Raw genomic sequence first — 12134 nt, forward strand, 5'->3', positions numbered from 1 at the left:
GGGAGCGGGAGCCTATCGACCTTAAAGGAAATATCTCATGATCAGATCTAAAGATGCTGAACTCACCCGGTTTAAAGATGCGTTGAATACCTGCCCGCTGGTCGCAATCCTGCGCTGGATTACTCCGGGGGAAGTTGACGATATCGCGACCACCGTCATCGAGGAAGGTTTCGGTATCCTTGAAATCCCTCTGAACTCTCCTGACGCTTTCGTGAGTATCGAGCGTGTCGCCCGCAAGTTCGGGACGACTTCAATCATCGGGGCTGGGACGGTCACGACAGCCGCGGATGTCCACAGGGTCAAGGATTGCGGCGGGACCTTGATTGTCATGCCGCATGCCGATACGGCTGTGATTGAAGCCGCGAGGGAACTTGGGATGCCTTGCATTCCAGGTGTGGCGACGCCTACAGAAGGATTCGCCGCGCTAAGAGCGGGGGCAAATGCACTCAAAGTTTTTCCGGCCGAAGCTATATCACCTGCAGTTTTGAAGGCTTGGCGGTCGGTATTTTCACACGACATCCCGTTATTGCCGACTGGCGGCGTCAGTGAGCAGTCAATGGCAGCATGGGCGGAAGCTGGAGCGTCTGGTTTCGGTGTCGGGGGAAATCTCTATCGGCCTGGCCGGTCGGTCGAGGAAGTTCGTGTAAGCGCTCGGTCATTTGTTGGAGCCTGGAAGGTTTTGGCAAAACGTATGATGACCTGAATTTTCTGCATCTGTGTCCGTCGCAGATCAGTGCGGCCTCTGATACAAGCTCGCGAAAAACAGCCGACTGTCTTGCATCCCTTTGATGCGACGAGTGCAACGTTTACGTTCATAGTAGGGGCGCATTGATGAAAACAATTGCCATGCTGATCTTTGATGGCGTCCAGTCGTTGGATATTTCGGGACCGCTGGATGTCTTTGCCGAAGCCAACGCCTTGATCGGGACGGATCAACAATATCAGATGCTGACAATCGGCCCACACGATCGCAATGTTACGGCATCTAATGGTATGATTTTAGCCTCCAACCTTGGTTACACGCAAGCAAAGGGTCCCTTCGATCTGTTTCTAATCCCCGGTGGGCCGTCGTTGCCGACTACGGATGCACCGGAAGAAATTCTCGAGTGCATAGGGCGGCTTGCACCCCAAAGCGGGATGTATGGCTCGGTTTGTACGGGTGCGTTTTTACTCGGTGCGGCCGGTCTTCTGGATGGTCGGAAAGTCACGACGCACTGGCAGAATGCCAAACAGCTGGCTATGAAATATCCATACGCTGAGGTCGACTATGATCGGATCTATCTGCGTGATGGCGCCTTTGTAACGTCCGCGGGTGTGACTGCGGGGATCGATTTGGCGTTGGCACTGGTTCGTGAGGACCATGGACCGGCCGTCTCTTTAGCCGTGGCCAAGCGTCTCGTCGTCGTTGCTCAGAGATTGGGAGGCCAGTCCCAGTTCAGCCCCTATCTCGAGATCGACTCTCACGCCAGTTCGCCAATATCCAACGTATGCGCCTACGTGATGCAACATCTCGGACGACATCTGTCCGTTTCTGAACTTTCAATCGCCAGCGCGATGAGCCAGCGCAACTTTGCAAGGGCGTTCGTATCAGAAACCGGCATTACACCGGCTCGCTTTGTTGAAAAGGCGCGCGTAGATTTGGCGCGCGCCATGCTGGAAGGAACCAATAAGCCCTTGAAGGGAATCTCCCACGAATGCGGATTTGGCAACCCCAAGCGCATGCGCGAGGCATTTATGAAGCGGCTCGGAGTTTCACCCGCACAATACCGGCATCAGTTTCTTGTCAACTGACTTTGCCTATCAGCTTTCCCACTGCGAACTTAAAATCATATCGACGAAGTTGTCGCGTTTATAGGTTGGATCCATATAGCCGAGCACGTCGGCCTTAACATTGCCGAAAGTCGTTTCCGGCTTTCTCATTGTGCCGAGGCAGAAAGAGGAAAGGATGCCGTGCTTGAACTTCAGTCCCCGCGGATGGCATGTGCAGATCTCCTGTCGCTGCGTTTCGGTGAAACTGTCGTAGGCAATTCCCAGTACGTCCATTTCGACACCGGCGGTCACGAGCGCGACCGTTGGGCGCTTGTGCTGCGGAATTCCCGGTGTCGTATGCAAGGCGATCGAATCCCAGACGTCATCGACGTCGCGTTCGGAAATATCGTAAGCCGAAAGGAAGTCACGCGCTGTATTCGCGCCGTCGACCTCGAAGCGCTCTGTGTCGCTTGCATATTGGTCCATGATACCCATGTCATGAAACATTGCACCGATGTAGAGAAGCTCGGGATCATACTTCAATTGCTTGCGTTCGCCGGTTAGGGCCCCAAACAGGAAGACGCGGCTGGAGTGATGAAAGAGAAGATCCGTCTCCGTGTCGCGGACGAGTTCAGTGGCAGCTTTTGCCATCGTGCTGTCTGGGATTTTGACACCAGCGACAATTTTTGGTTCGGCAATCATTGTAAATCCTCTCGTTAAATGCACGGGTGAGATTTACGCCAAAGCGGGCAGTCACTCACCGGACCTACAATTCTCCCATCAGCGGTTGCCAATCAATTCACTTGCGGAGCCCTACTCTGCCAATAAGGGGCGGAAACCTGCCATGGGTCCCCGCAATGGGTGTCGCGGAGCATGGTGGCCAAGTTTGGCATGATGAAGGAGTGTCGAGGGCGAGGATGCGGCGCTAAAAGTCGTTGCTCACGGCCGAGCCAGCCTGTGACCAGTCGTCAGAACACCATAGATCGTCTAGGCTCGATCAACTGACCGGCGGTATGCCCGAACATAGTCGACAAATGCCCTGAAAGCCGCCGATGGCAGGCGAGAGGGTGGGTAGTAAAGCGCCTCGCTGCCCAGTGTTGGGGTCCACTCCTCCATCACTTGCTTCAATTGGCCATTTTCGAGGAAAGGCGCTGCTTCACGGGCGTCGGCATAAGCGATGCCGAACCCGCTGGCCGCAGCCTCTGCTGCAAGCACTGTTGATCCGGCCGTAAGCCGGCCCGTCACTTTTGGTTTTGCGGACTCGCCGCGACGGTCCATTTCCCATTCCATAATGATACCACTCGGAAGCCGGGCTTGGATACATTCATGTGAGAGGAGGTCGCCGGGTGTCCTCGGTGTCCCGCGCGCCGTAAGGTATGAGGGCGCTGCAACGAGGATGAGCCGCTCTGGTACGCCCAGCGATACAGAGACCATGTCCTGAGGCACGATAGATTCCAATCGGAGCCCTGCATCGAACCCTTCCGCGATAATGTCGACGATCCTGCCTTCGCAGGTAAGATCCACTTTTACCTCAGGATATGCCTGCATGAAACTCACGACGATCGGTAACAGTCTGCCAGCGCCCCAACTCGACGCGTTAATTCGTATGAGCCCGGTCGGATGATCTCGCAGTTCGTGGATACCCTCCAGCGCGCCGTTGATTTCCGCCAATGCAGGTCTAATCCGCGCAAGAAATGCTTCACCTGCTTCGGTCAACGACACGCTTCGAGTATTGCGAAGGAAAAGCCTGATGCCAATTCGCTTCTCGATATTTGCCACTATGTGGCTTACCGAGGATGGTGCGATAGCCAGTTCGATCGCCGCCCCACGAAAACTTCTATGTTTCGCGACAAGGCTCACGACCGTCAGCGACCTGAGCCCAAGCTCCTCCATTGTACGGTTTCCATCATGAAGCTGTTCGGGATTGAACGGCTTATCCGTTCTGTATTTCTCGCTTATAGAAGCTGGCAAGTCAAGAAAGCGGAGAAATCACATGACGCAAACCGTCCTCATCACTGGTACGTCTTCCGGATTTGGTGAAGCCACCACCAAGCTTTTCAGCGAGCGCGGCTGGAATGTCGTTGCAACAATGCGCAATCCCGAGGCCAACAGCACCCTGCAGTCCGGCAATAAACTGCTCGTAACGCGTCTCGATGTTGAAGACCCTGGCAGCATTGAGACTGCGATTGTGGCGGGTATCGAGCGGTTCGGTCGCATTGACACGGTCGTCAACAATGCCGGCTACGGCCTCTTTGCGATCTTCGAAGGCGCTTCTCCTGAAGCAGTGAAACAGCAATTTGACGTCAACCTCTTCGGGGTGTTGGATGTGACCCGTGCAATTCTTCCGCATTTCAGAGCAAACCGGCAGGGCACAATCATCAACGTTACGTCCGGCGCAGGTGTCATAGGTTTCCCGATGGCATCGCTATACTCAGCATCGAAATTTGCCATCGAGGGTTTTACCGAGGCTCTCGGATATGAGCTGTACGGTCTTGGCATCAAGGTAAAGCTCGTAGAGCCAGGCGGTGCTCCAGGAACAGGCTTCATGAAACGTAGCGGCATGGAAGGCGCTGAGCTTTCCGTCCCCACAGATTACTTTCCATTCCTTAATCACATTAGCAAACTCTATGATGGCATGACCCAAGGGGCAGACCCGGACGCCGTTGAAAAGGTTGCGTCTACGATCTTTGAAGCAGCGACCGATGGCTCGGACCGGCTGCGGTATCTGCCGACAAATGACATCATGCCGCTTGTGGACGCTCGGCGTGGAGCCACAGAGGCGCAGTACCAGGCTCTTGTGCGCCGCATCTTTCTCTCAAAGCTTGAGGATACGTCACCTTAGAATTAGCGCCTGGTTGCATGATTGTGACGAAGGCCATGCTGGTCTCCGGATCTCGCCAACGGTTAAATATGCCTCCTGGAGGGGAAACGTAAACAGGCTGGGCAAATTGGGGCATGAATGCGTCTGTTACACTTACCACTTTGGCCCGAACGCTTTCCGAAGGCAGCGCTTCCTGGTCAACCCAGCCTCCGGCCTACCGGCATCTGCCTTCCAGCGGCTCATTCAGGTTGATGGCTTCACTGCGTGGCCCGACGCACTTCTATTTGGTCGGATTGACGCCGCTGGCGATGGCCATCAACCGGTTGGTCTCCGCGACCTACTTGGTCGCGGGGCAGACCTGAGCTGTTCTAAGCAGCTTAGCTTCCCCAGCCCCCGGCAATACATCACTTGAAAACAGACACAGCGTACCAACTGAAGCATCTATTATTGCTTTCATTTAACGACGCAATATCCATTCAATCGGTGCTGCCATGTTAGCTCAACGGCTCCAATTGTCGAATAGCAAGAGATTCATCTTGCGTTTGCATAGTCTGACGCCGCTTGCCCGCCGAGAGCTGAAAACAGTGCATTACGGGTCACCGGCGTTTTCCCTGTGATACAGCGTCAAAATAAGTCGTAGCCAGATTGATCGGATTCAGGTATGCATATAATCGCCGGAATGATGCATTCAATTGTTTTGTGCGTGGATCGTCAGTTGACACGCGCCGCCTTTAACACCGCACGAACAGCTCGGGCCATTGTGCTCTGGTAACTGGAGATTCTAGTGGCATACAAGGGCAACGTTGATGATCTCGACCTGTCGCGGCCGGGGCGAACTAAACAGGGTCTGGGACTGATCGTTGGCAAAAACTTTGGGCTCGCGCCTGTCCCAACCAAGCAGACATTCACACTTAAATCCTCCGCGATCACGATGACCCATCTCTATGTCGCGAAAGGCAGTCGCGAAATTTCCGTGCCGCTACCGCGGGAAAAAGCCTTCGTTCTTTCCTTGTGGCTAACGCCAGTGCACAACCACGAGCTCTGGAAGGGTGGCAAGCTCCATAACGCAGACGTCTATCCAGCGGGTTCAATCAGCATGGTGCACCTGGAAGAAGACCCGCAGGGCGTGCTCGCAAATCCATTCGAATCTGTTCATTTTCAATTTCCAGAGCTGGCTTTGAAGGAACTGGCCGCAGATAATCAGATTCCGGAATTTGCGCCCCTGTGGCGCAACAGCTACCAAGTAGATCCGTACGTCGAAACGCTTGGCAGGCTGCTAGTCCGGGCTCTCCGCAGCGATAATCCGTGGGACGGCCTGTTCTTCGATCACATTGTCCTGGCCATCCACGCCCATCTCGTCAACCGACATTCCACAGTTCGACAGACCCAGTGGGCGTCGCGCCGGCTTACGATTACTCAGGAGAAACAGGCCAAGGATCTTTTGACCGAAGACCTGTCCAGTGAGCCATCACTTGGACGCATCGCCGAGGCGCTCGGTCTCCCTCCGTCCACCTTCCGTGCGGCGTTCCGAGCAAGCACCGGTCAACCGCCCTTCAGGTGGCTACGCCAGCATCGCGTCGAGACCGCCAAATATCTTTTGCAAGGCAAGAGCCTGCGGCTTTCCGAAATCGCCTATGCGTGCGGTTTCGCCGATCAAAGCCATTTCACGCGGGTGTTTACCAGCCACACCGGCCTGACGCCGGGCGACTGGCGGGCCCTTTGCTGACATTCTCAGCGTTACAGTCAAAATCCCACGCGCCGTTCAAGATATTCCCAGGCTTTGTCGTAAATGTCCTGCCTTGCCCCGAGTGATGGGAATGACTGCAACCAAAGCATGGAGCTTATATGACGTCTCTGAGGCATTCTGAATTTGCCATCGAACCGGTGAGCGCCCCGCTGAAATTCAGGGAGATCCAAGCCTTCGGAACCCTGGCGGCAATGCCGATCGGGATTAAGGACAACGTCCGCACACAGAGCGTCTCCCTGCTGAACCAGCTGCTGGCAGACACGATGACGCTTCGGGACCTTTACAAGAAGCACCACTGGCAGATGTCGGGGCCGTCTTTCTATCAGATGCATCTCCTTCTGGACAAACACCATGAAGAACAGGCTGCCCTGGTGGACGGTATCGCCGAACGCATCATGACCCTCGGCGGGATTAGTATCGCGATGGCCGCCGATGCCGCCGAGATGACAAAGATTGCACGCCCGCCGAAGGGACGCGAGGACGTCCCGACACAGCTTGCCCGCCTGCTCGAGGCGCACGAGATCATTCTGCAGCAGAGCCACGACACCGCGGCCGCGGCGGCCGCGGCGGGCGACGATGGCACTAATGATCTCGTCGTCAGCAGCATCATCAGAACCAACGAGACCCAGGTCTGGTTCATTGCTGCACATCTACCCCAAAAACCCTGAATGGAGACCACCCATGGCTAGAGTCCTTGTGTTGTATTATTCCGCATATGGCCACATCGAAACGATGGCAGCCGCCGTCGCCGAGGGCGCCCGTACCGCCGGAGCGACGGTCGATATCAAGCGGGTTCCAGAAACGATCCCCGCGGAGGTTGCCCGGCAAAACGGCTACAAGCTGGACCAAAGTGCGCCCATCGCCTCGATTGAAGATCTCGAACACTATGACGCGATTATCGTTGGGACCGGCACACGCTTCGGGCGCCTATCATCGCAGATGGCGTCATTCCTTGATCAAGCCGGCGGCCTGTGGGCAAGAGGCACACTGAACGGAAAGGTCGGCGCGGCATTCTCTTCCAGTGGCACACAGCACGGCGGGCAAGAAGCGACGCTGTTTTCCATCATCACCAATCTTCTGCACTTCGGCATGATCATTGTCGGACTTCCCTATAGCCACCAGGGGCAAATGACTGTCGACGAGATCGTCGGTGGCGCACCCTACGGCGCAACCACAGTCGCCGGTGGCGATGGCTCCCGGCGTCCAACCGAAATCGACCTCGCCGGAGCCCGCCACCAGGGCGAGATCGTCGCCAAAACCGCAGCGCATATATTCGGATGAGCGACGCAACGGTGCGGTATCGATCCGCACTGACATTTACCAAAACTGTCGGAGCACACAGCCGCGATCGAGTCTGCCGGGTTGACGATCTTCGCGACGATCGATCACTCGAAGCTGGCACTCGATGTCGGGTTGTAGATGCCACCGACGCTGGTCGTCATCTATGGAAATCCACGCAGCGGCACACCACTGATGATGGCCGCGCCCGATGCTGCGCTCGACTTGCCTCTCCGCGTCCTCATTCGTGAGGACGCGGCATGCAATACCTTTATCGTGTTTAGGAATGTGGTCGACCTGGCGGCATCTGCCGGCATAACGCCGGCAATGACAGCGACACTGATGTTAGCCCAGAGTGTACTCGTCAAAGCCGTCCGGTAACAGGCCAGGCGCCTAGCCCGCTTCCGTCGGCAAAAAAACAGTGACCTCGACGGGGCGTCCATGGTTTCGAACAGTCGCCAGCCGGCGACCGATTTCGAAAGCGCCAAAGGGGATCTCGGAGCAGATCTTTTACCACCAGAAGATGATATTTAAGGAACTTGAACATGAACCCGCCAATGGAAGTCGGGCTGTTGCTGTATCCCGGCGTTCAGATGTCGGCGGTGCTCGGCCTTACAGATCTGCTCTATTTTGCCAATAGATTGAATTGCGAAAGGCTCGGTCTTAAACAACCGGTGATGCGCGTGAGCCATCTGCAACAGTTTGGAAGCCAGAAGACCCAAAGAATTTTCGACACAATGCCCGGCACGGCCGGCGAGCCGACGTTCATTGTCATGGGACCCTGTTTGGTCAACCCCGACATAAGAGGTTTTGGCGAAAACACAATCAACTGGCTGCGCGACCGGCACGCAGACGGCGCAAAGCTTGCGTCCGTATGCGGTGGGGCCTTCCTCCTTGCCCAGACCGGCGTTGCGCATACACGTTTGGTGACCACTCACTTCAGTCTTGTCGACGAACTGGCCGGGCGTTTTCCCGACCTCAATATCGACGCCAATCGAATTCTGATCGACAATGGCGATGTGATCACCGCCGGCGGTTTCATGGCCTGGATTGATCTCGGTCTCCATTTGGTCGATCGTATACTGGGCCCGGTGGCGATGGTAGACACGGCGGATTTCATGCTGATCGAACCGCCAGGCCGAGAGCAACGCTATTTCAAAATCTTCTCGCCTCAACTCGAACACGGCGATGAAGCGGTGTTGCGGACCCAACTGTGGATGGAAAATATGGGAACCCGCGGGATAACCAACAGCGCCATGGCAGAGCGGGCGGGACTCGAGGAACGAACTTTCCTCCGGCGATTTCGCAAAGCGACCGGCCTCAAGCCGCAGGAGTATTGCCGCCACCTGCGCGTTGCCAAAGCCCGCGAACTCATGTCCGGCAGCCGACGACCAATCGAAAGCGTAGCGTGGGAAGTCGGCTACACCGATCTTGGCTCCTTTCGCAGATCGTTCTTCAAGCTTACCGGACTGAACCCGGCAGATTATCGGAGACGCTTTGGCGGTGGTTGACGAAAGTAATCGCCATCGGGCGAGGTTCCACACCTGCGCCTGTCCATGCAGCGGCGCCATAGCCAGAAACGCGGGGTTAAAGAGGCACACGTGTGGGGCTAGGCTGCCCGCTCGGTGAGCCGAACATGTTGATCTCGTGATAGCGGGCGGCTTTTGTGAACTGGCAAAATGCCGCGGGCATTGTTACCGATATTGGGATTAGGCTTGACGAGGGATGCGAGCCCGACCGCAAACCCGCTCTAAAACCCGCAAAGTGCCGCGAGCAAGCGTTGCATGATGCCAGGCACTAGTTCTGGTGGTTGCTGATTTGGCAGGAAACCACATGGCACTCACCGTCGCGAGATCGAAGCTTTCTGCCGGTCTGAACCTGGTTTCGTTCGCAAAGCGAGCCGGTCCGCACAAAAGTATCGTAGCGTGGCAGACCGGGTACACGGTTGACGGGTACCGGACTATGGCCGCTCCTTTGGTGTTGATGATGGATTGTAGCTGTCCACAGCTCACCTCGCCGGCGTTGACCCGATCGACTGCGCTCGCCTGTGCGGGGTCAAGCCAGACGACAGAACTCACGACGAGTGCCGCGGCAAGCGGGCCGCACCACACCGGCGTACTCGATCAGAAGTGCGCCAGATGCTGGGGACCGGTCTTGAAAGCGTCTTTTTGAGCCATGACAATGTTCCTGTTGATGTGTCTCACCGGTATCGGTGGGGGACATGCGCCTGGATGCAGTAAAAGATGATCGCCACCAGTGTTTTTTCTGGCGGCGGTCGTCTTGACTGGGCAATCTGCGGAGCACTGAATTTCAAGGGGCACCTGTGTGCACGGATCGCCCTTGTGGATGCCGGTGCGAGTTTTTACACCGCGGGGCATGAGGTCATGATAGCAACCGCTATGCTTCCGACTTTTGGTCTAGACGCCCTCGTAGACGAGTTTGGTAAAAAACTCAGGGCCGATTACGAACTTGCCCCAAACCTCGTCGAATGCCCTCGTCGGACGTTTTGCAACTGTTTCGTTGAGTGAAAGTCCCTTGGATTTCAGTTCCGCGACGTTTGAGCGGATAGCAACCAGCATATCACGATAGGCGACCAGTTCCTTGCGGTTGCTCACCGGATGCCCATGTCCCGGTATGACAATCGTGTCGGCTCCAGCTTTGTTGACGTTGCTTTGCGCAGCTTTGATCATCCCGTCGATGCTGCCGCCGGTGGAATAATCGATGAAAGGGTAGATGCCGTTCCAGTAGGTGTCAGCCACGTGGAGAATGTCGTGTTTTTCGAAATGGACAGACACGTCACTGTCCGTGTGTGCAGACCCGTAATAGTCCACCTGGATCTTGTCGCCGTTCAGGTCAAAGACATGATGGTCGCCGAATGTGGAAGAGGGAAGGGCGACTGGCGGGGAAGGCGGGAAGTCAAAATCCCATTCTTCCACGCGCTGTGCAGACTTCAGATGCACAAGCGTATTCTTGTGAGCGTGAATCGCCGCACCCTCGCGCCCGAGCCATTCGTTGCCATCGGCGTGGTCGAAGTGCCAATGGGTGTTGATGACATGGCGGATGGGTTTTGACCCCAGTTTTGAAACGGCCTGCTTTATCTTGGCCGAAGACACGCCAATTCCGGCATCGATCAGGACGACCCCATCTGAGCCAGATGAGGCCAGAATGTTGCCACCGGAGCCCTCCAGTATCATCAGGCCACCGCGCAAATCATATGTGGTGATCGGTGTTTCTGCTGCGGACTCGCGGATCATGTCGACGACGCCCTGCGCCTTAGCAAAGACATGACGTGGCTGGAGCCATCCGCCCGTGGCCGTAAATGTTGCTGCGCCGACGCAGCATAGGCAGAAGCCGCGACGGGAAAGAGGAGATCCGCGCATAATCATTTCCTTTGATATAAGTGTGAGGTTTTGAGGCGGTAATGCGCAGCACAGAGTGAGCCGGCGAGACCTCTTCATCCCGCCAATCAATCGGCGGGATGAAGATCTGCGGCATCCATGAGAGTGCCGGTTGCTGCCCGCGATTAGCTGCGAAAGAAGGACAGCAGGTCGGCGTTGATCAGGTCCGGATTGGTGGCAAACATGCCATGTGGCAGTCCCGGGTAGGTCTTCAGCGTGCCTTTTTTCAGCAGTTTGATGGCCTTCTGCGCCGAGTTGGCAATCGGAACGACCTGGTCGTCTTCTCCGTGCATGACCAGCACGGGCACATCGATCTTCTTAAGATCCGCTGTGAAGTTCGTTTCCGAGAACGTCTTGACGCAATCATACTGCGCCTTGATGTCGCCCATCATCGCCTGACGCCACCACTCCTGTTTGGTGCCTTCAGAAACCTTGGCGCCCGGGCGGTTATAGCCGTAGAAGGGACCGGCAGCCAGATCGGCGTAAAACTGGGCACGATTGCCAGCGACACCCGCGCGGATGCCATCGAACACTTCGATCGGAACGCCATCCGGATTGTCGGTCGACTTGACCATGACCGGCGGGATCGCACTGATCGTCACGGCCTTGGAGACGAGGCCGCCGCCGCCATGCTTTGCGACATAGCGAATGACTTCGCCGCCGCCGGTTGAATGTCCGACATGGATGGCGCCCTTGAGGCCAAGATGCTTGACCAGGACCGCGCAGTCGTCAGCGAAGGTGTCCATATCGTTGTTGCTGGCCGAGGGGCTCGAACGACCGTGACCGCGACGGTCATAGGCAATCACGCGAAAACCCTGCGCCAGAAAGAACAGCATCTGCGCGTCCCAGTCGTCGGCGCTGAGCGGCCATCCATGGTGGAATACGATTGGTTGGCCTGTGCCCCAGTCCTTAAAGAAAATCTCCGTGCCGTCTTTGACAGTAATGGTACCCATAGTCTTGTCTCCTGAATTGATCTTGGTTTTTGACTGTGAAGCGGCTTGCGCGAAGGATGGCAGGATGGCAGCAGCGGTGGAAACCGCCGCCATGCCGACCAGAACCTCGCGGCGTGTATTTCCGCCGTCCGTGGGACTTTCTTTTCCAGACATTCTGTTCTCCTTGTCCGCACCAGGGCCGAGCCTGG

Annotated in this window: 12 protein-coding genes; 8 read left to right on the forward strand and 4 right to left on the reverse strand. The window is 56.3% G+C overall.

The window, feature by feature from the left end; translation table 11 throughout:
* The first annotated feature begins 37 nt into the window (after positions 1–37).
* The gene (locus J3A65_RS22605; RefSeq protein WP_209904016.1) at positions 38–703 is read left to right on the forward strand and encodes a 2-dehydro-3-deoxy-6-phosphogalactonate aldolase; all 666 of its coding nucleotides are present in this window, start codon (positions 38–40) and stop codon (positions 701–703) included.
* Positions 704–831: 128 nt separating this feature from the next.
* Positions 832–1791: a DJ-1/PfpI family protein gene (locus J3A65_RS22610; RefSeq protein WP_209904018.1), complete on the forward strand. Its 960-nt coding sequence runs from the start codon at positions 832–834 to the stop codon at positions 1789–1791.
* Between the two features lie 9 nt (positions 1792–1800).
* Here the strand turns inward: J3A65_RS22610 and J3A65_RS22615 are convergent, their stop codons facing one another.
* Both J3A65_RS22615 and J3A65_RS22620 read right to left on the reverse strand, forming a co-directional pair.
* The gene (locus tag J3A65_RS22615; RefSeq protein ID WP_209904020.1) at positions 1801–2451 is read right to left on the reverse strand and encodes an HD domain-containing protein; all 651 of its coding nucleotides are present in this window, start codon (positions 2449–2451) and stop codon (positions 1801–1803) included.
* Positions 2452–2736: 285 nt separating this feature from the next.
* Positions 2737–3642: a LysR substrate-binding domain-containing protein gene (locus J3A65_RS22620; protein WP_209904022.1), complete on the reverse strand. Its 906-nt coding sequence runs from the start codon at positions 3640–3642 to the stop codon at positions 2737–2739.
* A 100-nt stretch (positions 3643–3742) separates the two neighbouring features.
* On the opposite strand from J3A65_RS22620, the gene J3A65_RS22625 reads away from it, so the two are divergent.
* The 6 genes from J3A65_RS22625 (at position 3743) to J3A65_RS22650 (ending at position 9106) form a co-directional block, all read left to right on the forward strand.
* Positions 3743–4591, forward strand: a complete 849-nt coding sequence (locus J3A65_RS22625; RefSeq protein ID WP_209904024.1) for an SDR family oxidoreductase — start codon at positions 3743–3745, stop codon at positions 4589–4591.
* A gap of 763 nt (positions 4592–5354) precedes the next feature.
* On the forward strand, positions 5355–6296 hold the full coding sequence (locus tag J3A65_RS22630; protein WP_209904026.1) for an AraC family transcriptional regulator: 942 nt from the start codon (positions 5355–5357) through the stop codon (positions 6294–6296).
* Between the two features lie 158 nt (positions 6297–6454).
* Positions 6455–6985, forward strand: coding sequence for a DNA starvation/stationary phase protection protein (locus J3A65_RS22635; protein ID WP_348635249.1), 531 nt, complete (start codon positions 6455–6457; stop codon positions 6983–6985).
* Between the two features lie 13 nt (positions 6986–6998).
* Positions 6999–7598 carry an NAD(P)H:quinone oxidoreductase gene (gene wrbA, locus J3A65_RS22640; protein WP_209904030.1) on the forward strand — a complete coding sequence of 200 codons (600 nt, stop codon included), beginning with the start codon at positions 6999–7001 and terminating at the stop codon, positions 7596–7598.
* 138 nt (positions 7599–7736) lie between these two features.
* Positions 7737–7976 carry a DUF302 domain-containing protein gene (locus J3A65_RS22645; RefSeq protein ID WP_245341747.1) on the forward strand — a complete coding sequence of 80 codons (240 nt, stop codon included), beginning with the start codon at positions 7737–7739 and terminating at the stop codon, positions 7974–7976.
* 164 nt (positions 7977–8140) lie between these two features.
* Positions 8141–9106: a helix-turn-helix domain-containing protein gene (locus J3A65_RS22650; protein WP_209904032.1), complete on the forward strand. Its 966-nt coding sequence runs from the start codon at positions 8141–8143 to the stop codon at positions 9104–9106.
* A gap of 906 nt (positions 9107–10012) precedes the next feature.
* On the opposite strand, the gene J3A65_RS22655 is transcribed toward J3A65_RS22650, so the two are convergent.
* Complete coding sequence (locus J3A65_RS22655; RefSeq protein WP_209904034.1) at positions 10013–10975, reverse strand: MBL fold metallo-hydrolase; 963 nt, start codon at positions 10973–10975, stop codon at positions 10013–10015.
* Positions 10976–11118: 143 nt separating this feature from the next.
* Positions 11119–12039, reverse strand: coding sequence for an alpha/beta hydrolase (locus tag J3A65_RS22660; RefSeq protein ID WP_245341765.1), 921 nt, complete (start codon positions 12037–12039; stop codon positions 11119–11121).
* Positions 12040–12134: the final 95 nt, after the last annotated feature.

The sequence above is a fragment of the Rhizobium sp. PvP014 genome, assembly GCF_017876855.1.
Classification (GTDB): Bacteria; Pseudomonadota; Alphaproteobacteria; order Rhizobiales; family Rhizobiaceae; genus Neorhizobium; species Neorhizobium soli.